Raw genomic sequence first — 26,014 nt, forward strand, 5'->3', positions numbered from 1 at the left:
CGTTACCTCGCCTTGTTATCTGCCGCGCCCTGCGCAGCCTGCTGGGCATCCATCAGCGCGTTGAGCTTCAGGATGTCCAGCAGATCGACGTCGCCGCGCTTGACGGCGTCCAGGCTGACATGGCGGGCCAGGATGGGCCGCCAGATGATCAGCTCTCGTTCGAAGCCTGCGTCGAACCGCCCGACAGGCTCGCCCACGTCGCGCGGGCCGGACCAAAGCGGCCGGCCCAACGCGCCAAAGGGCCGGCGAAGTTGTGCTCAAGGATGTGGAACAGCAACTCCAGGATCTCGGCATAGTCCGCAAACGCCAGCCCCCGGTGCGCCGACGTCAGCTTCTGCGGCTCGCGGCCGGCCAGTTCGAAGCTGACCAGCTCCGGGTCGACCAAGCGCTCGGCCCAGCCGGCCAGCGCATCGCCGCCCAGCTTGGCCGACAGTTCCCGGAACGCATTGAGCATCGCGTTTTCGTCGCGGCCTTCGCCGGCGCCGTCCGCGCTGAACACCGAAGTCAGCATCGAGCCGGCGGCCGGCAGCACTTCTTTTTGCAGGTCGCCCAACAGCTTGAGCTGGCGAAACGGATCAAACCGAGAAATACGAAAGACGGTCGATCCGATGCTCACTTCCTTGATGGCGCTCATCAGGTATTGCCCCCGATCACGTGAATGGCCGGGCCGGTCTCGATCGTCCATTCACGGCTGCCCACCTTGGCGCCGTAACCCGCGTCGGGCATCTTGACGATCCACGCGGAATCCGAGGCATGCAGCGACGTGCCGCGCAGGTCGGTCACGGAAATCGGTACCGCGCCGTTGCCCTCGGTGGCGCGGTCGGCCTGGTGCAGCGCGGTCAAGGCGGCGTTGCTGGCGCTGGTCTGCATCAGCGTCAACGTGATGCGCAGGCGCGAGTCTCGCGACATCGATCGCGCCACCTCGCCGTCGACGCCGACGACCGAGGCGATGCCTTCGCCGATCTCCGTCACGGTGACAAAGGTGTCTTCGGCCAGGCCCGAAATGGGCAGCGCGCCCATCACGATCTTGACCTGGTTGGGTGCGTAGGTTTTGACTGACATGGATATGCCCCGATTACAGTTGTTGGTAGGTGAGGTTGCCCTTGATCTCGGCAACATGGATGGCGCCGGCCAGGCGGGCGCTGAAGCTCAGGTCGCGCAGAATGCGGTTGGCCTTGTCGTTGGTCGACACGCTGGCCGCGCGCGGCACGTTGATGACAAAGCCGGGAATCTTGCGGCCCGCGTCATCGATTTCGTCGGGCGCGACCAAGCCACGGCTCTGCCCCAGCAGCAGCGCCTGGCGGATGCCGTTGACCAGGACCTGGATGCCGGCGTCGGTGTAGGGCACCTTGCCGTTGGCGTTGATCAGCTGCGATGCCACGTTGATCTTGACCTGCTCGGCCAGCCAGTCGCGGCCACGGATCACGTCGATCCATTCGCCGGCGGCGACCTTGCCGTTTTGCGTCACGGCAAAGTTGCGCATCTGCTCGAACGTGTTGGCGTTTTTCGCATGCGCGGCCAGCGCCTGGCCTTCGGTCAGGTTGTCGTAGGTCACGCCTGAAAGCCGCGTGTTGGCCCAGGTTTCACCCCCCGGATAAAAGGTAAAGCGGTTGGCGGCGACGGCGGCGTCCAGCGCTTCGCTATCGGCCTGGCCGTGGTACCACACATGCGTGCGGAAGTACTGCTTCTGCTGGCAGCGCGACGCAATGTCGTTGGACACGGCGGCGTCGATGATGCCCGCCTGCGCGCTGGATACGCCGAACAGGCGCTCGTTCGATTCCACCCATTCGGCGGCGTCCAACACATCCGCTTCCACACGACTGGCCAGCGACACGCCGTACCAGTCGCCGTTCTCGCGCAGGCAAGCGTTCAGTGCGGCCGACGGCGTTTCGGTGCTGACCGGCGCGGCCAATTCCAGGTTGCCCGTCACGGCGATGGCGACGGCCTGGCCGGTCACATCGGCGGTCACCGCAACGTCCGCGCCGGTTGCGGTGGCCGTCACCGGTGCGTCGGTCTCGGCAATGGCGGCGGCGAGGGCCGTCGCGAGCGTCTGCGGCGTGCTGTCAGCGGCGCCCGGCACGCTGGCAGCCACCTTTTGCACGGCGCCATTCGCGTCACGCCAGGACAGCGACACGGCGTAGTCCGACGCGGCGGCGTGCGTCACGGCAATGCGCGATGCATCCACCTGGCGGCGGCCGACAAAGACGCGAGCCACCGTCGGAATCTGTTTGAAGGCGTCGCGCACCGCGATGTACAGCGGGTCGTTCGGGGCGATGCCCATGTCCAGCAGCTCGCCTGCCTCGGTCACCGCCATGACGCGGTTGACGGCCAGCGCGTGTGCGCCAAGGATCAGGATGTCAGAGAAATTCTGCTCCTTGATCGCCGTGGTGTTCAGCGAGATCGCCACATTGACGATCCGGTCGATTTTTGCCATTTGCGGCTCCAAAAAAAAACCGCCCAAGGGCGGCGGGGGACAGCGTTAAGAAGACCTTGAACGTTAATTCGTCGCTTCGGTCTTCGCGGAAAATGAGGTTGTAAAGGAAGGCAGCAGCCCGCCCGTGGTCGTGATGTTGCCGGTCACCGTTTCGATGAGGCCGACAACATCCGTATAGGTCTGCGCGTAGCGAATGCCCAGGTCAAGCGCGCCCCGCGGCTCGCTCGTCGTGCCCGGGGTGGCGTCGTTGCCGTCGCGCGGCACGCGCTGCACGGGGCCGGCGTGAAACACCGCCAGGCCCAGCGCTTCCGCGCGATCCTCGTGAAGGGGATGGCGCAGTGCCAGCCCCAACTTGTCCAGGGCGCGATAGGCGGCAGCGCCCACGCTGCGCAGCTCGACGGTGGCATCGCGATGGTCACGCACCAGCTGATTGCCGTCGGCGTCGACCGGACCGGTTTCAGCGGGGCCGGCCTGCACCCAGCGTACGGCCAGCGCGATACAGGGCGGCGGCGGAACAGACGTTGCATCGTCGGAAAGAAACACCGGCACGCCGCCCGCGGCGGCCGTCACCAGCGTAAGGATTGCGTCTTCAGGCGTCATGTCGGTCACTGTTGGCTCCGGAAAAAAACAAAGCCCGCGAACCGGAGCGGTTGGCGGGCTGCATTTCGTGTGGGCGCAATGCCCCGCGGCTATTGTCTCAAATCCGGTCCCAAATGGGCATGGTTTTTATGAAGTGCATGTCCCAATTGCTGCCAGGAATACGTGGCGGATTTGGTGTTGCCGCCGCAGCGCTGCACATGCCCCGCGTCTAACAGATGGTCCAACACACGACGCGCGCCGCGACGCATTGCCTCTTGCGAGGCGGGCGTCAACGGCATGCCTCGGCTGACGTGCCGCAAGATCTCGGCCATTCTGAATTCGCGGCCGGGATACGCGGCCAGCAGGTCGATGACTTCGTGTGCGTATTTCATCGGAACGCCCTCCAGACTTCTTGCTTGAAGCTGCCCAGCGCCACTTTGTAGTACGGCAACGTGACGCCGATGACGCGACACGCCTTGTCCTGACGGCCATGCGCGGGCAGGTCCCCGTAGTCGGCGCGGCGCGTGTATTCCGCCTGGACCACGCGCTGCTCCAGAAGCGGCAACGCTTCATACAGGGCATGCACGAGGCGCGCGCGTTCATGATTCACGGGAATGCGCAGTGGCTCGTCGTCATCGTCGTGACCGGGCAGCGGCGGAAATTCGCACACGTCGGGCGTCTCGTGCAACATGCGCCGCGGGCCGGGCCAATCGCCTTCCCATTGCGACCTGGCCCAGTTATGAATTTCGTCTTCCACCCAACGCGGCATGCCGGCTTGTACTGACGGTGTATTTTTCATTTTCATTGTTTTGCGATCCTTACTTTGCGATCCTGGCTTTGCGATCCGTGCTTTGCGGTCCTTAGCTGGCGCGCCGTTCGCGCGCGTTGGCCCATCATTCATGCGCCGCATCGTCATGTGCCCTCCGGTTGGGCCGTGTGCCTGGCGTGCATCAACATGTCGGCGATGGCTTTGGTGGGATGCCCGCCGGACGCGATGCGCGCCTCCCAGCGTTCGATCCATTCGCGATGTGAGCGGCTGCGGGCTGCCAGCATTTTTCCCGCACCCATTTTTCTCAGCGCGGCCTCGGCTTCGGCGCGCGTGGCCAGCGTCTGTCCTGGCGCGGGCAACGCCGCGCGCGGTGCCGGGATGTCGGGCCATGCACCTTTTGCCAACTCTTCGGACAGCGTTCTTTCCCAACGGACTTTGATTGCGCCAAAGTTGCTGTTCAACAGGTCAACCGTGCTGACGCCCACCGCCGCCCAATACACCGCCGGATGCGACCAGTCCCCCACCTCGCCACGACGCCGCGCCGACACGCCGCGCACCGCTTCGTGATAGGCAAGTTCGGGGATCAACCACGGGCAGCAAAGCTTCAGGAATTCCGGCAGCGTCGGCGGCCATTCCCGTGTCAGGCAGGCGGTAAGCCCGCGCCGCACTTGCGCTTCGGTCAGGCCGGCCAGCTTCTGGTTCCAGGAGTCTTTCAATTCGCGCGGCGTCAGGCCTTCCCATTGCTGCGCGAACTTGGCGCCATACAGCAAGTGCATTTCGTTGACGACCAGCGCGCCCAGGCCGACCGTCGATTCAACGACTGGCATCGATCACCCCCATGTCGATTTCGCCCCGGACATGGCCCTCGGCCAGCACGCTGCGCAATTCCGACGACCATTGCGCGCGTTGCCGCGATGGGTGGGCTGCCGTGACGCGGGCCGCCGCCCGGGGTGGAAACAGGCCCAGGTAGCCGCTGGCGATACTGTGGGCAATGACGTCGCGCGCCGCGACGCCCTCGGCCCGATAGCCGGCAAGCTGTTGCAGCTGGCGCCGCGCCGCCTCTTGGGTGATCGGCTTCTTGCGCGCTTTGCGGTCCGCCACCCAGCAAGCCCAATCGGCGCGATCCAGCCAATCAGGCAACGCACACTCGGCCGCATCGAAGGCGGGCTTGCCGGAGCGCACGGGGGCCGCTTTCGGGATTGTCGATTCGGGTTGTGGTCGTTCTGGAGGTGGGTTTGGCTGTGGTTCTGGTTGTGGTTCTGGTTGTGGTTCCTGGTTGGTTGCACGGATGTTCAACGGCTGTTGATCCGCTGCTTGCCTTGCCGGCATGCCTGCCTGCCGAGCGCGTTTGGCCGCGCTGGCTTTACCGGCTGCCGATTTGGCTTCCTTGTTGCCGTGATAACGCGCGATCTCCGCGTCACAGCGAGCATGTCGCCAGCCCTGCTCGGATTCCACGAAGAACTCGTGCAGCACCTGGACCACGGCGTTCTGCTCGTCGTCGGACCGCGCGATCAACAAGCGGCAAAGCTTGTCGATGTCTTGCGATAGCGGCGCTTCGGTGTCGTAGTAGAGCTCGATCAAGTCCCGGTAGACGCTGCGCTCGATGCGCGTCAGATGCCGCGTTGCGCTATTGAAGTCGCCGATGTGGTGGGGGTAATAGTTCATTGCGCCGTGATCCTTTCGGCCAGCTCCGGCCAGATTTGAGTGCAATCGGAAGGGCGCAAGTCGCGCCGGGTGACGGCGCCGTCGGTGGCGAGTTCGATCAAGGCGCAGTGCTTGACCGGCACGGGCCTGCGGCCGGTGCGCCACTGATAGACCAGCGCGGGCGACACGCCCACGAGCCGGGCGAACATGGCAGCGGTCAGCGCCCCTTCCTGCTTGAAATAATCAGGTAGATTCATCACCAAAACTATAGCGACGCTACAGCTTATTAGCAAGCCATGCTATAGTTTTATTTGCATAGCATTGCTATATGAAAATGTGGACTATCGAAGAGGAAGCCGCCGCCCTGCGCGCACGCTTTGAAGGCGTGAACCGCGCGGCATTTGCTCGCGACCACCACGTGAAGGGCGGCCAGGCGATGATTTATCAACACATCACCGGCCGCCGTCCTATTGGGATCGAAGCGGCAATGGCCTACGCCGAAGGGTTTGGCTGCACTCTGGCGGCAATCAGCCCTCGTCTGGCAGCTGAAGCTAAAAAGGCCGCGTCGCTGTCGACCGCCGTCCCGCTTGCCGCCCCCACGGCCGACGCCCAATGGCCGTTTCCATCCGTGCCGGCATCGCTGATCCATGGGCTGGCGGATGACCAGGTCAAACGGCTGGAAGGCGCGCTGCTATTGGCGTTGGGCCAGATGGGCGTCAAGACCAAGGGTTCTGCGGGCCTGGGCAAGAACACAAGCCCTAAACGCGGTGCGCTCGTCAGCATCGACAGCGTGGCGGACGAGTTTCCCATGGCGCCGATCTCGGCGGCCCCCTGGGACCCAGAAGGCGTCACCACGCATCAGGCCGAACGCATGCAGGCGCTGCGCATCAGCACGGCGGCCAATGTCGGCCACGTCGCCAATGCCGGCTACTCCGCCAACGATCAGGAATTCATGCCCGTCCCCGAACTGGACGTGCGCCTGGCCGCCGGCCGGCTTGGCATCGAGAACTACCACGAGACGGAGATCGGCGAGATCCTGTTGCGCCGGTCATTCCTGGAGTCGTTCAAGCTGCCCATCAGCCGCATGAAGATCGTGTATGCGCAAGGCGACAGCATGGAACCCGCCATCCGAAACGGCGGGCCAATGCTGTTCTACGAAGACCCCGTCATCGACCCCCGCGAAATCGACCCGCGCACCGTCTACGCGATCAACCACGGCGGCAAGATGATCGTCAAATGCATCGCGCGCGGACGCGAGGGTGGCTGGCTGGCAAAATCGCTGAACCCTGCCTACGCGCCCTTTGCGCTTGAGAAAGAAGACGGCTGCGAAGTCCGCATCGTCGGACGCATCCTGTGGTCGCCGTACGACCTGCGAAATGGGGTGGACGAGCGCTTGCTGTAAGGCTGGTCCGCGAGTTAGCCACCCGTTTTACGCACCACCCACCGCCTTCACGACCTTGCCCGTGCCGCCGCATGTCTGGCACGGTCGGTCGTTCAGTTGACCACTGCCCGAGCAATCAGGGCAATCCACTTCTCCAGTCCCAGGCGTGCCCGGCGCGGCGTCATCGCCGGGGTTGATATCTTGTTGCGCGGATGGGGTGGTTTGCGGCGGTTGTTGCTGCTGTTGCTGCTGTTGCCGCTGTAGGGGCGGTCGCTGTTGCTGTGCTTGATGCTGGCTTGCCACCTGTTGCTGTCGTCCTGACGCCTGCTGCGGTGGCGCTGACCGTTGTGGCTGTGGCGCGGGGTTCGCCCGCTGTGGCTGATGCTTCTGAAGTGTCGGCTCGTCCATCATGTTCCCCCGTTTCGGTTGCCCGCACGCTGACGTCTTGCGCGCGGGATAAACGAACGGCACGCAGCAATCGCCATGCCGCACGGCGCACATCACGGATGCGCGCATCGGGCGCGAAGGTGCGCCATTGAATAGTCGGCCATGTGCCTATCCGCTTAACAGTCGCGACGTGCGCGCGCGGGTGCGATCCCCGCGCGGGTGCGATCCCTACACGTCGCTTGCAATATTGACCGACGGCGCCGCTCCGCAGGCCCGCTCCGCAGGCCCGCTTCTGAGGGCTGCTTGTAGGCGTCGCCCGACACCGCCTTTCCCTCTCGCCTGCACGGCACGCGGTTTGCGGTCCGACCCGCGCAGCGGCACCGTCCGTCCGCCGCGCGCCGAGACGGTTTGAGATCAGGAGGCCCCTCCATGAAAGTGCATCACCTGAACTGCATTTCAACTTGCCCCGCTGGGGGCCGGCTGATGGACGGCCGGTCATCGTGGCTGGCCACGCGCGGCCGGCTGTGCTGCCACTGCGTCTTGCTGGAACTGGATTCGGGCGGGTTGGCGCTCCTGGACACTGGCCCGGGCTTGCAGGACGTGGCGCATCCGCGCCCCCGGTTAAGCGCGTTCTTTCTGGCCCTGGTGAAGCCCGAATGGAAAGCCGCCATGACGGCCCGACGGCAGATCGAGGCGCTGGGATTTTCCGCAGCGGACGTGCGTCACATCATTCTGACGCATCTGGACTTCGATCACGCAGGCGGACTCGACGATTTCCCGCAGGCGACCGTGCACATGATGAGAGCCGAAGCCGACGTGGCGCAGCGGCAAGGCACGTGGATGGACCGCCAGCGTTTTCGGCCGCAACAATGGTCGTCCCGCGAACGTTGGCAGGTGTACGACGAAGCCGCCGGCGAGTCCTGGTACGGCTTCAAGCGGGCGCGTCCCTTGGCAGGCTTGCCCGCCGAGATTGCAATGATTCCGCTGCGAGGCCACACCGTGGGTCACGCGGGCATCGCCGTCAACCGAGGCGCCAGCTGGATGCTGCTGGCAGGCGACGCATACTTTCACGCAAACGAGATGGCGCTGGACCGGCCGAGTTGCCCGATCGGCCTGCGCATGTATCAGCACATGCTGGACCACGATCGCGCGGCGCGCCTGGGTAACCAGCATCGGCTGCGCGAACTGATCCGCACGAAAGGCGGCGAAGTGGACGTGTTTTCGGGGCACGACACCGAGGAATTCCAACGTCTGGCCGGACGGCCCGCGTAGCCGGCGATGTATTCGACTGTCCAACGGAATGCGGTGAAAGCCGTGCAAGGCTTGCTGGGTATGGCGCGCTCGGGCCGCGCCTCAGGCCGCAGTTCCCAAACCTTCGCCCGCGCCACGACCTGAGACGCTCCACGGCCTACAGCGCGGTTACGGCGGCACAGCTTCCAAGCCCATGCGTCAACGCCGCCCACGCGGCAGACAAAGCGCCAGCCCCGCCGCCACCACCGCCGCAAGCAGAACAGTGCGTTGGTGCATCGCCAGTTGCGTGTACACGCTGTGCCGACGCGGATGCAGCGGCGTCGAGGGATGCTCGCCGCCCCCTTCGTACAGCGAGTCCGACCCGCCGCCCGCCGGCATGTCTCCACGCTGGTGCCGGAACAGCCAGCTCGTCATACGGTCGGCCAGCGTCGGCATATTCTGACCCAAGGCCGAAATCGCGCGCGACGCGCTGCCCACGTGAAGATCCCGGGTCGGATACTGCGCCGCGTGCAAAATCGCTTCGGCAACGGTGTCGGCCGCATATACCGGCGGCGGCAGGTTAGGCTGTACATCCATGTAATTGCGCGCGTGCGCGGCAAACCCGGTTGCGACAGAAGCCGGCTTGATCAACGTGACAGATACCGGCGCCTGGCTTTCGCGCAGCTCCATCCGCAGCGCATCGGTAAAACCCTTGACCGCGTGCTTGGCGGCGCAATAGGCGCCTTGCAGCGGCACCGCGCGATCCGACACTTCGCTGCCCACATTGATCAAGGCCCCGCCCGATTGCTTTAAGTGCCGCACCGCCGCCATCGAGCCATACACCACGCCCCAATAGACGGTATCGAACAGCTTGCGCTGATCCTCGACCGGCACCTGTTCCAACGTACCAAAGATGGAAACGCCGGCGTTGTTGACCCAGGTGTCCACCCGCCCGTAGTGCTGCACGGCCTGTTCCAGGATACGGTCATGATCCTCGGCAACCCCCACATCGGCCACCACGGTAATAGCCGCCCCACCCGCCTGGACGATATCGTCCGCCACGCGGGTCAACGCCTCTTCCTGCCTGCCCGCCAAAACCACTTTCGCGCCCTGCTTCGCAGCCATCCTGGCCGTGGCCGCGCCAATACCACTGCCCGCGCCAGTGATGACGATCACCTGGTCACGCAGTGCTTTCAATTTCAATCTGGGTTGATACATGTGAGCCTCCCGGTCAGCGGCGCGCAACATGCGCGGCTGTGGGAGGGCAGCAAGGGACATGCCTGACGGGGGCTATGGCAGAAGGGTCGCGGCTTCAGGAGGAGCTGGGCGGGGCCATGCTTGCCCGCGCGCGCGACGGGCCGCCGAGACGGCGCGGTCGTTCAGTGTTTGCCCGGAAAATCGGCAGGCCACCGCATCTTGCGGGGCGGGTCTTCCGCGGATTTGTTCTGGCCGGTTTCCTGCGGAGTTTCCTGGGTGGGATCCTGGGTGGGATCCACCGGCTTTTCGCGACGGACAATATCCGTCTCCATTTCCTTTTGTTTTCCCTTGTCGGGCTGCTGGATATCGCTCATCGGCTCCTCACATGCAACGACACAATCGATGGAATCTTTCCACAAGCGCGGGATTTTTTAAAGACGCTGTTGGACTAAGCCGTCCGGCAAGACTCCGGGAAAATCAAAAACAAAAAAGGCGCTTAGGATGACCTAAGCGCCTTTCTTGACAAATTCTTTGGGGTGGCTGATGGGGCTCGAACCCACGACAACCGGAATCACAATCCGGGACTCTACCAACTGAGCTACAGCCACCTCTGGTGCTTCTTTGCCGTGCTTCAAAAGAAGCTCAACAACGAAGAGGCCGAACTATAGCATATTTTTTCTGCGTGTCAAAAGCCCCCTTTTGCCTTTCCATTGCCAATACCACGCACCTTGCTATTCTTCCGCATGGCTCACTTCCCAAGGCTGGTTTTCACGTCATTGCTATGGATCGCATACACGCAATTTTGATCGATTACTGGCCTCATCTGGTCTTTGCCATCAGCATCGTGGCGGGGACGGGCGCGGCGGTGCATGCCGCGATGACTAAGCAGGATGTGCGGGCGGCGATTGGGTGGGTGGGGGTGGCGCTGTTTTCCCCCTTGTTTGGCGCCCTCTTCTATTTTGTGGCCGGCATTAATCGCATCCGCAAGACGCGGGTGTCGCAGTTGCGCGACGAGACCATGGTGGTGGATGCCGAGCAGGTGGATACCCTGCCGGTGGATGTGGCGGCGGTATCCGGTCCGCAGTTTGCGTCGCTGAAAATACTGGGGGATCGCGTCAGCCGGTTTCGGCTGTTGGGTGGCAATGCGGTGCAGCCGCTGGACGGCGGGGACGAAGCCTATCCGGCCATGATGCAGGCCATACGCGAAGCGCGTAGCGCCATCGCGATGCAAAGCTATATCTTCGATAACGACGAGATCGGCCGCGAGATGGCCGAGGCGCTGATAGAAGCGCAAGGGCGCGGCGTGCAGGTGCGTGTGTTGATCGACGCCATCGGCTCCAAGTATTCGCGTCCGCCCATCGTGCGCATGTTGGCGCGCGGCGGCGTGCCCGTGGCGCGCTTCATGACGAATCCGCTGGGCGTGCTGCGCATGCCTTACGCCAATCTGCGCAGCCACCGCAAGGTGTTGGTCATCGATGGACGCGTGGGCTTTTCGGGCGGCATGAACGTGCGGGCGGCGTTTGTGACGGCGCTGGCGGGCAAGGCCGTCAATCACGACACGCATTTCCGCATGGAGGGGCCGATCGTGACGCAGCTGATGTCGGTGTTCGCGCACGATTGGAATTTCACCACGCACGAATCGCTGCCCGCGCGCCCGTGGTTCGACCCGCACGCGTTGCCGCCGACTGGCAACGTGCCGATGCGCTGCGTGCCGTCGGGCCCGGACCGTGCGCTGGGCAGCTCACACAATATGCTGCTGGGCGCGCTGGCGGTGGCGCAGCATCACGTGCGCATCCAGTCGCCCTATTTCCTGCCTGACCAGACGTTGATCGGCGCGCTGGCTACGGCGGCGCGGCGCGGCATCCGGGTAGACATCGTCATCCCCGACAAGAACAACCTGCGGCTGGTGGACTACGCCATGTCGGCGCAGTTGGACCAGGTGGTGCGCACGGGCTGCCATGTGTGGCGGGCGGTGGGCACGTTCGACCACTCCAAGCTGATGACGGTGGACGACGCCTGGGCCTACGTCGGTTCGTCGAACCTGGACCCGCGCAGCCTGCGCTTGAACTTCGAGCTGGACACCGAAATCTATGACCCCGGCGTGGCGCGCTGGATCGGCAAGCGCATCGATGCGCTGATCGATCATGCCAAACCGGAAACGCTGGACACCCTGGCCCAGGCGCCGTTTGCCAAACGGCTGCGCAACAAGGTCATCTGGCTGGCTACCCCGTATTTGTGACGCGTCGACAACACGCTTCGACAACACGCCTAGACAACACGCGCCAACCACACGCGCCAACCCCAACACCGCCGAACCTTTCTGCACGATGCGTTATGAACTGACCGACCTGCGCCTGTTCCTTGCCATCGCCGAGGCGCAAAGCCTTTCCGGCGGCGCCAATACGGTGCACCTTACCGCTTCGTCCGCCAGCTACCGCCTGAAGAATCTGGAAGCGGCGATGGGCGTGCCGCTGTTCAAGCGCGAAGCACGCGGGATGGAGTTGACGACGGAAGGCGCGTTTGTGCTCAAGCACGTGCGGTCGCTGCTGGCCGGCGTAGAACGCATGCATGGCGAAGTCAGCGGCTTTGCCAGTGGCCTGAAAGGCAGCGTCAAGCTGTTTGCCAACAGCAGTTCGCTGAACGGCTTCATCGTGCCCAGCCTTAGCCGGTTTCTGTCGGCCAATCCAAACGTGAACATCCTGCTGGAAGAGCGGTCCAGCACCACGATCGAGGCCGCTATCGCGGGACAGGAAGCGGATATCGGCATCTTTGCCGGTCATGCCGAATCGGCCGGCGTGCAGGCGGTGCGCTATGCCATCGACGAACTGATCATCGCGGCGCCGCCGAACCACCCGGTGGCGCAGCATTCGCCGGTACGCTTTCCGGCGGTGCTGGACCTGGATTTTGTCTGCATGAGCCGTGCCAGCAGCAACTACATCTTCCTGCGCGACATGGCCAAGCTGGCGGGCAAGACGCCCAAGGTGCGCATCCACGTGCACACCTTCGACGCCGTGCTGTCCATGGTGCAGGCCGGCGTGGGCGTATCGCTGGTGCCGCGCAGCGTTGCGGCCACCGCGCTGCGTGAACAGCGCATTGCGGCAGTGGCCATCAGCGAACCCTGGGCGCGCCGTGAATTGACGCTGGTGACGCAAGCCAACGTGCCGCTGTCACCCTTCGTGGAGCAGGTTGCCGAATATCTGCTGGACGATCCGATCGTTGCAGCGACGCGCGGCGGGTTGGACTGATCCCCCCCCCTGCTCAACCCACCTCAACCCAGCTCAGGCCGGCCCAGCGCAGTTCACCCCTGATCAACCCTTGCCGCGCCGCTTGCTGGCCAGAAACTCGTTCATGAACTTCTGCGGTTCGCCGGTATTGAACGCGGCGCCGAATTCCGCCACGCTGTCCTCGATGGCGTCGTCAACCGACATCGTTTCCCAGCGGCGCAACAGCTTCTTCTGCTGACGCAGAGCCTCCGGCCCCAGCGCGGCAAAGCTCTGCGCCAGCTTGTAGACGGTTTCGTCCAGTTGCGCCTGCGGCACGGCGGCATTGACCAGCCCCCAGTCCTGTGCGCGACGCGCGTCGATCAGTTCACCCGTCAACAGCATCCACGCGCTGTGGGCCGCCCCGATCAAGCGCGGCATCAGCGCCGCGTGGATCACCGAGGGGATGCCGACCTTGACCTCGGGCATGCCGAACTGCGCTTCGTCGGCGCAGATGCGCAAGTCGCAAGCCAGCGCGAACTCCAACCCGCCGCCCAGGCACCAGCCGGGTATGCGCGCGATGACGGGCACGGGAAAGTGGCGGACGGCGTTGCACAGGTCGCGCAGATTAGCGATGAAGCGCTGGGCGCTGGACGCATCCAGCGCGGCCATTTCCGCGATATCGGCGCCCGCCACGAAGGCGCGGTCGCCCGCGCCGCGCAGCACCAGCACGCGCACCGCCTTGTTGTGGCTCAACTGGGACAATGCGTGCCGCAGGCCATTGATGACGGGCGTACTCAAGATGTTCAGCACGCCGGCGTCCTGCATGGTCAGCGTGGCGATGCCGGCCGCGTCAATGCGGACGTCGGCGTGGGGAAGAGACAGATTCATGGTGTTCACAAGCGCTCCGGTCACTGCATTTTCTGAAATTTGATGTCTTCGACCACCGTTTTCCAATGCCCGTACGACTGCGCGATCAGCGCGCCGAATGCGTCGCGCGACATCGGGCTGGGCACGGCGCCCTGTCTTTCGATGGCGTCTACCGTTGCCGGGTCCGCCAGGGCCTGGCGTACGGCCGCATTCAATTTATCCAGCACCGGCGCGGGCGTGCCGGCGGGTGCGGCCAGGCCGAACCATGACGGGTTGTTCATGGCGGGCAACCCCGCTTCGGCATAGGTCGGCACGTCGGGCAACACCTTCAGCCGTTCGCGGGCCGCCACGGCCAAGGGGCGGATGCGCTGCGCCTGGATCAGCGGATACGACGACGGAATATTGTCGAACACGACCTGCACCTGCCCGGCCACCAGATCGTTCAACGCGGGCCCCAGACCCTTGTACGGCACATGCAGCATGCGCGTGCCCGTCGTCTTCATGAACAGTTCGCCATTCATGTGGCTTAAGCCGCCATTGCCGGATGAGCCGAACGCGTACTTGTTGGGATCGGCCTTGAGCAAGGCCAGGAACGCCGTCAGATTTTGCGCCGGCAACGCCGGGTTCACGACCAGCACGTTGGGTACGTCCGCCAGGTTGCTGATGGGCGCAAAGTCCTGGACCGGGTCGTAGAGGCTCTTGGCGTAGACGTTCGGGTTGACGGCATGCGAGCTTTCCACGGCCATCACCAGCGTGTAGCCGTCGGCCGGCTGCTTGGCGGCGTAGGCGGACCCGATGCTGCCCCCGGCGCCCGGTTTGTTTTCGATGATGACGGACTGGCCCAGCTGCGCGCCCAGCTTGTTGCCCACGACGCGCGCGATGATGTCGGTGGTGCCGCCCACGGCATACGGCACCACCAGGCGGATGGGCTTGTCGGGATACTCGGCGGCGGCCAGGCCGGGTACGGCAAGGCCCGCAAAAAACATGGCAAGCGGTATTTTTTTGATGATTGTCATTGTTGTCTCCTCGGGATGAATCAGGTCTTCAAAGCGTGGGCGGACGGCCTGGCGCGGCGTCGATGTGGCCGACCGGCATGGCGTGGGGCCGCGCGCCCAGCACCGCGTCGGTGTGTTCGCCCAGCAAAGGCGGCGCGGCGCCCAACGCGTTGGCCGGTGAGCCGGCCAGCAAGGGGTTGCGCACCAGCCGCATGTCGCCCAGCACCGGATGCACGGTGGCCTGGACCAGTTGGCGGTGGCGCACCTGCGGATGCACAAAGACCTCGTCCAGCGTGTGGATCGGCCCCCATGGCACGCCCGCGGCGTCGAACGCGTCGGTCCAATGCTTGCGCGGCGCGCCGGCCAGCACTTGCGCCACTTGCGCGCGCAAGCTGTCCAGGTGCAAGAGGCGCGCCCTGTTGGTGGCGTAGCGCGTATCCAGTGCCCAGTCGGGATGACCGACCACACCGCAGAAACGCGTAAATTGGGCGTCGTTGCCAATCGCCAGAATCAAATGGCCATCGGCGCAGGCGAACACTTCGTAGGGCGCGCAATTGGGATGCGCGTTGCCACTGCGCTGGGGCGCCACGCCGGACACCAGGTAGTTGGCGCCCTGGTTGGCGTTCATGGCCACGGCCACATCCAGCAAGCAGATGTCCAGCGGCATGCCCTGCCCCGTAAGGTCGCGCTGGCGCAAGGCGGCCAACACGGCGGTCGTGGCATACATGCCCGTCATCAGGTCCACCACGGCGACGCCGGTGCGCAAGGGGCCGGCGCCGGGCGTACCGTCAGGCTGACCGGTGTAGCTCATCAAGCCGCCCATGCCCTGGAACACGTAGTCATAGCCGGGCTTGTCCGCCATGGGGCCGGACTGGCCGTAGCCGGTAATGGACAGGTAGATCAGGCGCGGGTTGATGCGCGCCAGCGACGCGTAGTCCAAGCCGTATTTGCGCAGGCCGCCGGACTTGTAGTTCTCGACCAGGATGTCGGCGTCGGCGACAAGTTCGCGCACGCCGGCCGCGCCCGCCTCCGAGGCAAAGTCGATGGCGACCGACTGCTTGCCACGGTTGCACGCCATGAAATAGGCCGACATGGCCGCCTTGCCGTCGTCGGCGCGCAAGTCGGGCGGCCCCCAGCCGCGCGTGTCATCGCCGCGCGTCGGGTGTTCGATCTTGATGACCTGGGCGCCCAAGTCGGCCAGGTTCTGCGTGCACCAGGGGCCGGCAAGAATGCGCGACAGGTCCACGACCTTGATGCCGCAGAGGGCGTTGTGAAGCATAGTGTCTCCGTGATTCAACTGCTTTCGGAGAATTATGTTCGCGCCCTCGTCCCACGAGGAGTTGAATGTTTCGAACGCTGCGTTCGACAGCGTTCAACGCGCGGCCGGACGCTTAGCCGTCGGACACCGGCGAGGGCGCGGCGCGCACGGCGAACACGGCGTTTGCTTTGAGCATGACGCGGCCGTCGACCCGCAACAGGCAATGGGCGTAGATCAGCCGCTTGCCCTGCTTGTCGATCTGCACATGGGCTTCAAGCCAGTCGCCGGGCTGCACGGCGCTAAGGTATTCCACCGACATCTGCACGGTCACGATCGACACTTGCGCCTGTTCGGCAATGGTGAAGCCCAGCGCGCTATCCGCCAAGGTGGCGAGCAAGCCGCCGTGCGCCATGCCGTGCATGTTGGTGTGCGCGTGGTTGACGCGCAGCGCCAGCACGTTGTCCGTGTCGCGCCGGTACAGCGCGCCCAGGTCGGCCAGATGGGTCATGAACGGGCTGCTGGGGCGCCACGGCGCAAAACCTTCGGGGATGGATTCAGTCATGGCGGGAAAATCGATGGCAATCCGACATTGGATGGCTGAAAGTACCGCAAAGCCGGCCCCGGCGAACATGGCCGGCGGCAAGAGGTGTACGCGCAGCGAACGAAGCGGGGCGTATCGCGCGCCGGGCGCCGCCCCACCACCGACGGGCTTCGTTCCGGTGGAAATCTAAGAGTAAGATTTACGCCACAACATTCCTATACCTGGCAGGAGCAGTAAACGATGGCGAAAGTCGGCATGGTGGGTATCGGCCTTATGGGCCATGGCATTGCAAGCAATCTGGTCAAGCACGGGCATGCGTTGACGGTGCTTGAGCATCCGGGTAATCAGCCCCTGGACGCATTGAAAGCCGCGGGCGCGGCCGGCGTGACCAGCGGCGCGGCGTTGGCGGCGCAGTCGGATGTGATCATCCTGTGCGTAACGGGCAGCCCGCAGGTCGAAGCCGTGTTGCTGGCCGAAGGCGGCGTGCTGGAAGGCCTGCGCGCAGGCACCGTCATCATCGATTGCTCGACGGCGATTCCGTCGTCCACCATCAAGGTCGCGCAAGCCGTGACGGATTCGGGTGGCCGCTTTCTGGATGCGCCGATGACGCGCACGCCCAAGGAAGCCGCCGAAGGAAGGCTGAACCTGCTGGTGGGCGGCGACGCCGCGCTGTTTGAAGAATGCAAGCCGATCCTGGCCTGCTTTGCCGAAAACATCACGCATGCCGGCCCCATCGGCGCCGGGCACCGCATGAAGCTGCTGCACAACTACGTGTCGCTGGGGGTCGTCGCGCTGCTGTCGGAAGCAGCGGCGTGCGCGCTGCGTTCGGATATCGACCCGGCGGTGTTCGCGGAAGTCCTGAGCAAGGGCGGTGGCGGCGGCGTGGCGTTGGAACGCATCAAGCCGTACCTGCTGGAACAGGACCCGTCGTCGCTGCGCTTTTTCATGTCGAACGCGCAGAAGGACCTGTCCTACTACAACACCATGGCAGCCGAGGCCGGCGCCGTGCGCGAGATCGGCGCCGCCGTGCAGCACACGTTCGACCAGGCCGTCACGCAAGGCGGTGGCGAACGCTACGTGCCCGAACTGGTGACGTTGCTGAAAGACCGCTAGGTCAGCGTCCCACGGTTGCCGGGGCGGGCGCAAGGCCGCGTCCGGGCAACCGCAGCGAGATGGCCGCGGCCATCAACAGCAGCACGCCCGCCGAACCGAAGGCAACCCAGTGGGTGTGGAACGTGTCGAACGCCCAGCCCCCCAGCCACGAACTGATCATGCCGCCGACCTGGTGGCCCAGATACGTCAGGCCGTACAGCACGCCGACCAGCCGGATGCCGTAGACGTCCGCCAGAATGGCCGACGACAAGGCGATGCTGCCCGCCCACACAATGCCGCCGATGGTGGCCGCCGCATACAGTTCCCAATGTGCGCCCACCATGACCAGGGCGAAGAAACCCAGGCCGCGCACCAGGTAGATGGCGGCCAGGATGTTGCGCCGTTCAACCTGGTCGGACATGCGGCCCAGCACCAGCGTGCTGAAGATGGCAACCAGGCCGATCAGGCCGATGCCCAGCGAACTGGTGGTGGCGTCAAAGCCGTGGTCCATCAGCATGGGCATGCCGTGCGTACCCAGCAGGTTCATGCTGTAGCCACAGGCGAACAGGCCCAGCGCCACCTGCCAGAAGGGCAAGGTGCGCAACGCGTCGCGCACATTCGGCGCGGGGGCTTTGCCTGGCGTGGAGGAAGCGGCCGATACCTTTCGATCCGGAATCTGGTGCGGCAGCAGGTCGGTGTGTTCGGGCGCGTTGTCGCGCATGATGAACAGCGCGACGGGCACGGTCAGCAAGGCGAACAGCACGGCGAAGGCCAGCAGGGTTTCCTGCCAGCCCACGGCCGCGATCGCAAAGGTCAGCGTCGGCGTCATCAAGGCGATGCCCGCCATGGACCCGGTGGACAAAAAGAACAGTGCCATGCCGCGCTGGCGCGTGAACCAGCGGCTGATGACCGGCGTCAACGCAACGGGGCTGGTAAACGCCAGGCCCACGGACAAGGCCACGCCGAAGGACAGCAGGAACTCAATGGGGCCACGCGCGAACACCGTCCACAGCGAAGACGCCACGACGATGGCCGTGCCGGTCAGCAGCACGAAGCGCGTGCCGCGCACGCTGACCAGGTAACCCGCCAGCGGCATGGCCAGCCCGTAGCACAGCATGCCCACCGCCACGATGGCCGACAGCAGGCTGCGCGAAAATCCCAGCCCGTCCGCCATCGGCAGGAAAAAAGGCCCGATGCCCATGCGCAGGCCCACCGTCAACAGGGTAAGAACCGCGGCGGCGCCGACGATGTTCCAGCCGAAATACCAGCCGCCCGACTCTTGCTTGTTCACAACCGTCTCCTCGATGTCTTCTTGTAGCCGCAGGCGCGCCAGGGCTTACAGACACCGCAGGGAACGCGCGGACAAAATCCGCTATCGACACGGGTGAGAAGGACGCGGCACGAATCGGCGTGTTCTTGCCGGTGGCCAGGGGCCGGCCGGACGCAACATATTACTCCTGGCTATAAGCGGGGATCACGTTGCGGGGCCGAAAAATTCGTTCGGTAAGCGGGCATTCGCCCATTGCGTCGCCAAGGCAGGCAACGCCAGACGGTGTTACGCCTTCTTTTCCAGGAACGCCTGCAACGCGGGCACGGTGTTCAACACGTGTTGGCGCATGGCCGCTTCGCAACGGGCGGGGTCGCGCGTTTGCAGGGCGTCGATCAGTTCTTGATGCGATTCCCGCACACGCAGTACGCGGCCGGGCTGCGCCGCCCACAAGCGCATATAAGGTTCCACCACCGAATGCAGTTCCGAGATCTGACGCAGCAGTCGCGGTTTCTGGCAGAAGCTGCACAGGTATTCATGAAACTCCCGGTGCGCGGTCGTCCAGTCCAGATCGTCGCTTGCGTCCTGGTCCAGCTGCTCAAGCATATTGGTCAGGCGGCGGACGTGCTCGGCGCTCATGTGCAGCACGGCATTGCGCGCGGCCAGGCCTTCCAGCACGGACCGCATCTCGAACACTTCCAGCATTTCCTGCTGGTTCAGCCCACGCACGACGGCGCCCCGATTGGCCCGGATCTCGACCAGGCCTTCCGAGGCCAGCCGCCGCAGGGCGCCGCGCACGGGCATCCGGCTGGTGCCGATTTCGGTGGCGACCACATCCGGCACCAGGCGCTGGCCGGGCGCATAGTTGCCCAGGCGGATTTCGCGTTGCAGATGCAGATAAGCCTCGTCTTCGGCACTGATCGCTGTCTTCTGGAATTGCAGCATTGTCGTCCCCGGGCTTGGAAAGCCGCCATGATAGATAAACGCAAAAATAACACAAACTGGATCCAGTGATCCATGGATGCAAATACTAATGGTCGACCGGGGCACGGTCCCGTCTAATTGCTTGCGGACGGCGTCGCAAGGCCTGTCACGCGCCGGAACGGGCAACAGACCCGCCCGGCAAGCCCAAGCTTTCCATTACGCGATCAAGGGGAATCCAATGAAATTTCGTCTCATCCGGACGCTGGCCGGCCTGGCCGTAGCCGCTTTCGCCGCCCAGGCCGGCGCACAAACCGCCGCGCCCGCCACCGACTGGCCGCAGCACCCGGTGCGCATTGTTGTGCCGTTCCAGGCCGGCTCTGCCACGGATCTGATCTCGCGCCAGCTGGGCGCCGCGCTGGCCACCGAACTGGGCCAGCCCTTTGTCGTGGAAGCCCGCCCCGGCGCCGCGGCCGCCATCGGCAGCGCCTCGGTGGCGCGTTCCGCGCCGGATGGCTACACGTTGTTGATGGGCGGCCCGGCCGCTGTCGTCACCAACCGCTTCCTGCAGAAGCGTCTGGCTTATGACCCGGACGCCTTCGCGCTGGTGTCCCTGGTGGCCTACACCCCCAACATCCTGCTGGCCAATCCGCAGCAGCCCTTCAAGACGCTGCCCGAAATGGTGGCCTATGCGCGCGCCAATCCGGGCAAGCTGACCTACGCGTCGTTCGGCACCGGCACCACGTCGCACATGGCGGGCGAAATGCTCAAGTCCATTGCCGGCATCGACATCCTGCACGTGCCGTACAAGGGCGCGGGCGAAGCCATCCCCGCCCTGCTGTCCGGCCAGGTATCGATGTATTTCGACACCATCATGACGGGCCTGCCGCAGGTCAAGAGCGGTTCGCTGCTGGCGCTGGGCATGTCGAACTCGAAGCGTTCCTCGCTGGCGCCCGACATCCCCACCATCGCCGAACAAGGCTACGCGGGCTACGACATCGCCCCCTGGTATGGCCTGGTCGCGCCCGAAGGCACGCCCGAGCCGATTCTTGAAAAGCTGAACCGCGCCGTCAACAAGGTGCTGGCGGATCCGGCATTGCGCGGTAAGCTCGCCGAAGCGGGCGCCGAACCGCGTGGCGGCAGCCGCGCCGAATTCGCCGCCTTCATCAAGGCCGAAATTCCGCGCACCAAGCAGTTGATCGACCAAGCCGGCATCACCCCGCAGTAACCCTTACTCCACGAGTTTCCAGCATCCATGTCCCCCTCCTTCGATTGGTCTTTTCCGTACGCTTCCCGAAAAATGCCGGTCCTGGCCGCCAACGCGGTCGCGACCAGCCAGCCGCTGGCTGCGCAGGCGGGGCTACGCATGTTGCTGGCCGGTGGCAATGCCGTTGACAGCGCCATTGCCACCGCGATTGCGCTGACGGTGGTCGAACCCGTCATGAACGGCATCGGCGGCGATATGTTCGCGCTGGTCTGGCACGACGGCCAACTGCATGGCCTGAATTCCAGCGGTTGCGCGCCCGCCGCGTGGACGCCGGACTTCTTCAACGGCCGCGACGCCATGCCCGGCACCGGCTGGGGCACCGTCACCGTGCCCGGCCAGGTGGCCGGCTGGAAGGCGCTGTCCGACCGCTTCGGCAAGCTGCCCTTCGCCAAACTGTTCGAGCCCGCCATCGGCTATGCCGAAGAAGGCTTCCCCGTGTCGCCGACCATCGCGCGCCAATGGGCCACGCAAGCGCCCAAGCTGGCGCACGAGCCCGGCTTTGCCGAGGCCTTTCTACCCGAAGGCCGCGCACCGCAAGCAGGCGAATGGTGGCGCTTTCCGGCACAGGGCAAGACGCTGCGCGCCATTGCGGAAAGCGGCGGCGACAGCTTCTATCTGGGCGAACTCGCTCGCAAGATCACCGACTTTGCCAGCCAGACGGGCGGCGCCCTCAGCGCCGCGGACCTGGCCGAGCATCGTCCGGAATGGGTCGCTCCCATTTCGCAATCCTTCCGCGACGTCGAACTGCATGAAATTCCGCCGAACGGCCAAGGCATTTCCGCGCTGATGGCGCTGGGCATGCTGGAACAGTTCGACCTGGAAGGCATGGGTGTGGACAGCGCCGACTACTACCACGTCAGCATCGAAGCGATGAAGCTGGCGTTCGCCGACCTGCATCACCATGTGGCCGACCCGCGCCACATGCGCACGGACGCCAGGGCGCTGCTGGACCGCGCCTACCTGGCCGACCGCGCACGGCTGATTTCGATGGATCGTGCCAGCGTACCCACCGCCGGCACGCCCGCCACCGGCGGCACCGTTTACCTGACCACGGCCGATGCGAACGGCACGATGGTGTCGTTCATCCAGTCCAACTATCACGGCTTCGGTTCCGGCGTGGTCGTGCCGGGAACTGGCATCAGCCTGCACAATCGGGGCTTGAACTTCGTGCTGACGCCCGGCCACGCCAACCAGGTGGCGCCGCGCAAAAAGCCCATGCACACGATCATTCCCGCGTTCGTCACGCGTGGCGGTCAACCGTTGATGTCGTTTGGCGTGATGGGCGGATCGATGCAGGCGCAGGGCCACCTGCAAATGGTCACGCGTCTGGCCGCGTTCAAACAGAACCCGCAGGCAATGAGCGATGCCCCGCGCTTCCGTGTTGAAAAGGGCCCGGTGGTGAATGTGGAATCGCATCTGCCGCAAGACGTGGTGCAGACGCTGCGCGACCGTGGTCACAATGTGGCCGTGGCGCCCGTGGACAGCCTGGAATTCGGCTCGGCGCAGTTGATTTGCCGCTTGCCCCAAGGCGGTTATATCGCGGCGTCGGACTCGCGCCGCGACGGGCAAGCCGTCGGCTTCTGACCGCGGGGCGGCTTCAGGGCTGAAGCCGTCGCCGAAGGCAATTCATGCTTCGGCCCGGCTTGCCTGCCCCGGCTTCGGCCTGAGCTCAGGCCGAGCTCCAGGTTGGCTTGTCCGGCCGGGGCAGCGCGGGGAAGCCGCCTTCGCCCAGTTGGCTTTGAACGGCGTCGGCGCCGTACCGGATCAGATCCGCGTCGCGTTCGATGCCCAGCTTGCGCATGGCGCTGCGCTTTTGCGAGCTGACCGTCTGCACGCTGCGATGCGACATCTGCGAAATTTCAGTCACGGTGGCGCCTGCACAGAACAGGCGCACGATCTCGGCTTCGCGCTTGGTCAGCCGCGCCCGCCCCAGCACAAACGCCTGGTTGACGATCATCTCTTTGATGGTCGGCGAGTAGTAGGTCTTGCCCTGGTACATGGCGTGCACGGCGTTGATGATGTGGCTGGTGGAATCTGATTTGCTCAATACGCAGAGATTTTCGTAAGCCAGCAACGCACGGATCAGCGTGGGGTTGTCGATCATGGTCAGCACCGCCACGCGCAGCGCGGGGTATCGACGCCGCAACAGCGCGATCAGGCCCAGGCCGTCGCCGTACTTGCCGCCTGGCATGGTGTAGTCCGACACGACCACGTCGCAATGCTGGGTTTCAAGCCGCGCGACCAGATCGGTGGAGTTTTCGGCGCACCCGATGACATCGATGGCCGGGTCCAGCCCCAATTCATAGCTGACCCCCAGCGCCACGGCGGGGTGGTCGTCGGCGACGATCACGCGAATGTATCGTGATGACATTGCTGCATTTCCCTCTTCCACATCGGGAGCCCCCGGGCAACATATAGCCTTGCACGCGGGAATAGCGCCCGACGCAAGCAAGTTCTTTTTTTCATCGGCAGATTTGCATGGGTGTACGCCGTGTGAAGCCACTATATCGATAGACCGATATAGTGCTGCCGTACAGCCAATAAGAGAATAGGAATACTACGAAAGTATCCGATGCGCAACGTTCCGGCGCATGAGTCGGACGTATCCCCATCACGCCGGGCCAGGTTTCGCGATTATCGTCGTCTGATGCGCGGTGAAACAGGCCCAGTCAGCAAGCCCATGAACAAAAACAACAACGAAGACCCTGCGCGACCCGCAAGCCCAAATGGCGCGTCGCCCCCTACAAACGGCGGCCGTCCGCCCATTGCCTCGAGTACGGCGCAACGGCGCCATGAACGCCGTGTGCGCACCATCACGGACTTGACCGGTGCCGATCCGGCCCGCGTCCGCGCCTTGGCGCACGCGTTCGTCAAGGCCAACGACATCGATATGCTGCGCCTTTGCGAACTGCACGCACGCGATGACAGACCCGCATTGCGCCAGCTTGCCCATCGGATCAAGGGCGCGGCACAAATGACGGGCGACGCGCAACTGAGTCGGCTGTGTTCCGTGCTCAGCGAAGCCTGCGCGGCACCCATCAGCCATGCCTTATCGCTGGACGCCATTGTTGAGCAGCTCGGTGATGCCCTGTTGGAATTTGGCGCGTCTTGCCAACGCATGGCCAAAGAAGACAAGTCGCCCTGACGCCGCCAAGGGCGCGATGCGGCGACGCAAGTTCTCGAAATTCGTAATCGTCACATCAGGAATTCAGAATCCTCGTAAAGATTGAGTGCGTCGCCATTCGTATAGTGGTTCGATGCTGCCCATTCCCCATTTGGCGATCGTTGCCGCTTTGTCCGCGGCATGGCTTTGCGGGCGACCCGCCCTTGCGCAAATCCCCGACGCCGGTCGTTCCCTCCGCGATCTGGAATCGACCATCCCCGCGCCGCCGCCCGCCGCTCCCGCGCCCGCGCTGAAACTGCCAGGCGGCCCGGCCGGCGCAATGCCCGCGCCCGACTCAGACACCGAATCCGGCAAAGTCACTACCCTGTTGGTGCAAGCCTTCCAGCTGGAAGGCAACCACGTCTACGACAACGCAACGTTGCAGGCGCTGCTGGTTGATGTGATCGGAACCCATCAGGGCCTGGAAGGGCTGCGCGCCGCCGCCGCCCGCCTCTCCCAGCACTACCACGCGCACGGCTACCTGCTTGCGCGGGCCTACCTGCCCCCGCAGCAGATCGACGGCGGCGTCGTGCGCATCCGCGTCATGGAAGGCCTGTACGGTCAGGTCATTCTGAACAACGCGTCGCGCACGCGCGATGGCGCGTTAAGCCCCATCCTTGACGCCCTGCCCCCCGGCACGGCGGTGCAACGCGCGGATCTGGACAGCGCGTTGCTGCGCCTGAACGACCTGCCCGGTGTCGTTGCCATCGGCACCTTGCGCGCGGGCGCCGTCACGGGCGAGACCGACCTGATCGTCAACGCGCAGCCCGGCCCCTGGATCGCGGGCAGCATCGACGCCGACAACTATGGCGGCGCCTACACCGGCGAATATCGCTTGAGCGCGGCCGCCAGCATCAACAGCCCCTTGGGCCTGGGCGACCAGTTCGACGTGCGCCTGTTGTCCAGCGACCGTCGGCAGCGCTATTACCATCTTGATTTCCAGGTGCCCGTCGGCCCCTGGTCCACCCGCATCGGCGCGGGCGCTTCCAACATGCGCTACGAGTTGGGCCGCGAGTTCGCCGCGCTAGAGGCGCACGGCCAGGCGCAGAACACCAACGCGTACCTGCGGCAAACCCTGCTGCGCGGCCGCGACGCCAACGTCCAGGCCACGCTCCAGTACGAACACAAGCGCCTGCGCGACAACTACGACTACTTCAATCTGTCGCGCGCGCAACGCATCGGCCTATGGACCGCCGCCGTCAACGCCAGCCTGAACGACACGCTGTGGGGCGGCGCCAGCAACGGCCTTAGTCTGGCGGTGTCGCGCGGCAACCTGCGCTTTGGCGACGACGCCCAGCGGCGCGAGGATCGCTTCGTCAAGCACGCTGGCGGCGGCTTCGGCGTGTTCAACCTTGGAATGAGCCGGCTGCAACGCATATCCGGCCCTGTTCAGTTCTTTGCGCGCATGCGCTCGCAATGGTCCAGCAAAAACCTGGACAGCTCCGAGAAATTCAGCCTGGGCGGCCCGTATGGCGTGCGCGCCTACGCACCGGGCGCCGCCAGCGGCGACCAGGGCTGGCAGGCCACGGGCGAACTGCGTTACTTGCCCTTGCCCGGCTTGCAGTTCTCGGCCTTCGTGGACTCCGGCTCCGTCCAGGTCAACAAACGTGCATGGACGGCGGAACCCAACCGCCAATCGTTAAGTGCGTTCGGCGTGGGCGTGGCGCATGGCGGTGCCCAGCACCTGGTCAATGTCAGCGCCGCGTGGCCCTGGCGCCAAGGCAGCGGCGCCGCAAAAACCGACCGCCAACCCCAATTCTGGGTGCAGGCCACCCGCTACTTCTGAGTCTTACCCACCCGCTACGCGGCGCGCCACAAG

General features: G+C 64.8%; 28 protein-coding genes and 1 tRNA gene. 9 read left to right on the top strand and 20 right to left on the bottom strand.

The window, feature by feature from the left end; all coding sequences use genetic code 11:
* Positions 1-2: 2 nt before the first annotated feature.
* From KYT87_RS19585 to KYT87_RS19630, 10 genes are all read right to left on the bottom strand, one after another.
* Positions 3-197 carry a hypothetical protein gene (locus KYT87_RS19585; RefSeq protein WP_219992803.1) on the bottom strand — a complete coding sequence of 65 codons (195 nt, stop codon included), beginning with the start codon at positions 195-197 and terminating at the stop codon, positions 3-5.
* Complete coding sequence (locus KYT87_RS19590; RefSeq protein ID WP_219990633.1) at positions 149-634, bottom strand: phage tail assembly chaperone; 486 nt, start codon at positions 632-634, stop codon at positions 149-151. The genes KYT87_RS19585 and KYT87_RS19590 overlap by 49 nt, the downstream gene beginning before the upstream one ends.
* Positions 634-1,062 (bottom strand): phage protein, encoded by a 429-nt coding sequence (locus tag KYT87_RS19595; RefSeq protein ID WP_046805984.1) that lies wholly within the window; start codon positions 1,060-1,062, stop codon positions 634-636. Before KYT87_RS19595 ends, KYT87_RS19590 begins: the two co-directional genes overlap by 1 nt.
* Positions 1,063-1,075: 13 nt before the next feature.
* Complete coding sequence (locus KYT87_RS19600) at positions 1,076-2,434, bottom strand: DUF3383 family protein (RefSeq protein ID WP_219990634.1); 1,359 nt, start codon at positions 2,432-2,434, stop codon at positions 1,076-1,078.
* Between the two features lie 63 nt (positions 2,435-2,497).
* Positions 2,498-3,034 (bottom strand): hypothetical protein, encoded by a 537-nt coding sequence (locus KYT87_RS19605; protein WP_219992732.1) that lies wholly within the window; start codon positions 3,032-3,034, stop codon positions 2,498-2,500.
* A gap of 89 nt (positions 3,035-3,123) precedes the next feature.
* Positions 3,124-3,405 (bottom strand): hypothetical protein, encoded by a 282-nt coding sequence (locus tag KYT87_RS19610; RefSeq protein WP_046805986.1) that lies wholly within the window; start codon positions 3,403-3,405, stop codon positions 3,124-3,126.
* On the bottom strand, positions 3,402-3,818 hold the full coding sequence (locus tag KYT87_RS19615; RefSeq protein ID WP_255593319.1) for a hypothetical protein: 417 nt from the start codon (positions 3,816-3,818) through the stop codon (positions 3,402-3,404). The genes KYT87_RS19610 and KYT87_RS19615 overlap by 4 nt, the downstream gene beginning before the upstream one ends.
* Before the next feature lie 107 nt (positions 3,819-3,925).
* Complete coding sequence (locus KYT87_RS19620) at positions 3,926-4,609, bottom strand: hypothetical protein (RefSeq protein ID WP_219990635.1); 684 nt, start codon at positions 4,607-4,609, stop codon at positions 3,926-3,928.
* Complete coding sequence (locus KYT87_RS19625; protein ID WP_219990636.1) at positions 4,596-5,447, bottom strand: YdaU family protein; 852 nt, start codon at positions 5,445-5,447, stop codon at positions 4,596-4,598. Before KYT87_RS19625 ends, KYT87_RS19620 begins: the two co-directional genes overlap by 14 nt.
* Entirely contained in the window at positions 5,444-5,683 is a 240-nt protein-coding gene (locus KYT87_RS19630) for a YdaS family helix-turn-helix protein (protein WP_104144033.1), read from the bottom strand. Before KYT87_RS19630 ends, KYT87_RS19625 begins: the two co-directional genes overlap by 4 nt.
* A 71-nt stretch (positions 5,684-5,754) precedes the next feature.
* On the opposite strand from KYT87_RS19630, the gene KYT87_RS19635 reads away from it, so the two are divergent.
* Together KYT87_RS19635 and KYT87_RS19640 are read left to right on the top strand one after the other, a co-directional pair.
* Entirely contained in the window at positions 5,755-6,828 is a 1,074-nt protein-coding gene (locus KYT87_RS19635; RefSeq protein WP_219990637.1) for a S24 family peptidase, read from the top strand.
* A 795-nt stretch (positions 6,829-7,623) separates the two neighbouring features.
* Positions 7,624-8,466 carry an MBL fold metallo-hydrolase gene (locus KYT87_RS19640; protein WP_219990638.1) on the top strand — a complete coding sequence of 281 codons (843 nt, stop codon included), beginning with the start codon at positions 7,624-7,626 and terminating at the stop codon, positions 8,464-8,466.
* Between the two features lie 177 nt (positions 8,467-8,643).
* On the opposite strand, the gene KYT87_RS19645 is transcribed toward KYT87_RS19640, so the two are convergent.
* The 3 genes from KYT87_RS19645 to KYT87_RS19655 form a co-directional block, all read right to left on the bottom strand.
* Entirely contained in the window at positions 8,644-9,642 is a 999-nt protein-coding gene (locus KYT87_RS19645) for an SDR family oxidoreductase (protein ID WP_219990639.1), read from the bottom strand.
* Between the two features lie 161 nt (positions 9,643-9,803).
* Positions 9,804-9,995 (bottom strand): hypothetical protein, encoded by a 192-nt coding sequence (locus tag KYT87_RS19650; protein WP_219990640.1) that lies wholly within the window; start codon positions 9,993-9,995, stop codon positions 9,804-9,806.
* 158 nt (positions 9,996-10,153) lie between these two features.
* Positions 10,154-10,229 (bottom strand) — tRNA-His (locus KYT87_RS19655).
* A 173-nt stretch (positions 10,230-10,402) separates the two neighbouring features.
* Between KYT87_RS19655 and KYT87_RS19660 the strand changes: the two genes are divergently transcribed.
* Together KYT87_RS19660 and KYT87_RS19665 are read left to right on the top strand one after the other, a co-directional pair.
* Positions 10,403-11,860 carry a phospholipase D-like domain-containing protein gene (locus KYT87_RS19660; protein ID WP_219990641.1) on the top strand — a complete coding sequence of 486 codons (1,458 nt, stop codon included), beginning with the start codon at positions 10,403-10,405 and terminating at the stop codon, positions 11,858-11,860.
* Positions 11,861-11,948: 88 nt separating this feature from the next.
* Positions 11,949-12,866 (top strand): LysR family transcriptional regulator, encoded by a 918-nt coding sequence (locus KYT87_RS19665; RefSeq protein ID WP_120156441.1) that lies wholly within the window; start codon positions 11,949-11,951, stop codon positions 12,864-12,866.
* 63 nt (positions 12,867-12,929) lie between these two features.
* Here the strand turns inward: KYT87_RS19665 and KYT87_RS19670 are convergent, their stop codons facing one another.
* The 4 genes from KYT87_RS19670 to KYT87_RS19685 form a co-directional block, all read right to left on the bottom strand.
* Complete coding sequence (locus KYT87_RS19670; protein ID WP_104144211.1) at positions 12,930-13,712, bottom strand: enoyl-CoA hydratase; 783 nt, start codon at positions 13,710-13,712, stop codon at positions 12,930-12,932.
* Positions 13,713-13,732: 20 nt separating this feature from the next.
* Positions 13,733-14,707: a Bug family tripartite tricarboxylate transporter substrate binding protein gene (locus KYT87_RS19675; RefSeq protein ID WP_370512766.1), complete on the bottom strand. Its 975-nt coding sequence runs from the start codon at positions 14,705-14,707 to the stop codon at positions 13,733-13,735.
* A gap of 28 nt (positions 14,708-14,735) precedes the next feature.
* A complete protein-coding gene (locus KYT87_RS19680) occupies positions 14,736-15,965 on the bottom strand; it encodes a CaiB/BaiF CoA-transferase family protein (protein WP_219990642.1) in 1,230 nt (409 codons plus the stop codon).
* Positions 15,966-16,077: 112 nt separating this feature from the next.
* Entirely contained in the window at positions 16,078-16,506 is a 429-nt protein-coding gene (locus tag KYT87_RS19685) for a PaaI family thioesterase (RefSeq protein ID WP_046806026.1), read from the bottom strand.
* A 219-nt stretch (positions 16,507-16,725) separates the two neighbouring features.
* Between KYT87_RS19685 and KYT87_RS19690 the strand changes: the two genes are divergently transcribed.
* Positions 16,726-17,598, top strand: a complete 873-nt coding sequence (locus tag KYT87_RS19690) for an NAD(P)-dependent oxidoreductase (RefSeq protein WP_219990643.1) — start codon at positions 16,726-16,728, stop codon at positions 17,596-17,598.
* A gap of 1 nt (position 17,599) precedes the next feature.
* On the opposite strand, the gene KYT87_RS19695 is transcribed toward KYT87_RS19690, so the two are convergent.
* Both KYT87_RS19695 and KYT87_RS19700 read right to left on the bottom strand, forming a co-directional pair.
* Positions 17,600-18,868 (bottom strand): MFS transporter, encoded by a 1,269-nt coding sequence (locus tag KYT87_RS19695; protein WP_046806000.1) that lies wholly within the window; start codon positions 18,866-18,868, stop codon positions 17,600-17,602.
* A gap of 264 nt (positions 18,869-19,132) precedes the next feature.
* Positions 19,133-19,789, bottom strand: coding sequence for a GntR family transcriptional regulator (locus KYT87_RS19700; RefSeq protein ID WP_046806001.1), 657 nt, complete (start codon positions 19,787-19,789; stop codon positions 19,133-19,135).
* Between the two features lie 217 nt (positions 19,790-20,006).
* Between KYT87_RS19700 and KYT87_RS19705 the strand changes: the two genes are divergently transcribed.
* Positions 20,007-20,993, top strand: a complete 987-nt coding sequence (locus KYT87_RS19705; protein ID WP_104144042.1) for a tripartite tricarboxylate transporter substrate binding protein — start codon at positions 20,007-20,009, stop codon at positions 20,991-20,993.
* Positions 20,994-21,020: 27 nt separating this feature from the next.
* On the top strand, positions 21,021-22,616 hold the full coding sequence (gene ggt / locus KYT87_RS19710) for a gamma-glutamyltransferase (RefSeq protein WP_219990644.1): 1,596 nt from the start codon (positions 21,021-21,023) through the stop codon (positions 22,614-22,616).
* 85 nt (positions 22,617-22,701) lie between these two features.
* Here ggt and KYT87_RS19715 read toward each other — a convergent pair whose 3' ends face one another.
* Positions 22,702-23,403: a response regulator gene (locus KYT87_RS19715; protein ID WP_046806004.1), complete on the bottom strand. Its 702-nt coding sequence runs from the start codon at positions 23,401-23,403 to the stop codon at positions 22,702-22,704.
* 432 nt (positions 23,404-23,835) lie between these two features.
* On the opposite strand from KYT87_RS19715, the gene KYT87_RS19720 reads away from it, so the two are divergent.
* Together KYT87_RS19720 and KYT87_RS19725 are read left to right on the top strand one after the other, a co-directional pair.
* Complete coding sequence (locus KYT87_RS19720; RefSeq protein ID WP_219990645.1) at positions 23,836-24,177, top strand: Hpt domain-containing protein; 342 nt, start codon at positions 23,836-23,838, stop codon at positions 24,175-24,177.
* A 298-nt stretch (positions 24,178-24,475) separates the two neighbouring features.
* Positions 24,476-25,981 (top strand): ShlB/FhaC/HecB family hemolysin secretion/activation protein, encoded by a 1,506-nt coding sequence (locus KYT87_RS19725; RefSeq protein ID WP_219990646.1) that lies wholly within the window; start codon positions 24,476-24,478, stop codon positions 25,979-25,981.
* Positions 25,982-26,014: the final 33 nt, after the last annotated feature.

Origin of the sequence: Achromobacter sp. ES-001, assembly GCF_019448355.1 — a bacterium.
Classification (GTDB): Bacteria; Pseudomonadota; Gammaproteobacteria; order Burkholderiales; family Burkholderiaceae_B; genus Achromobacter; species Achromobacter spanius_B.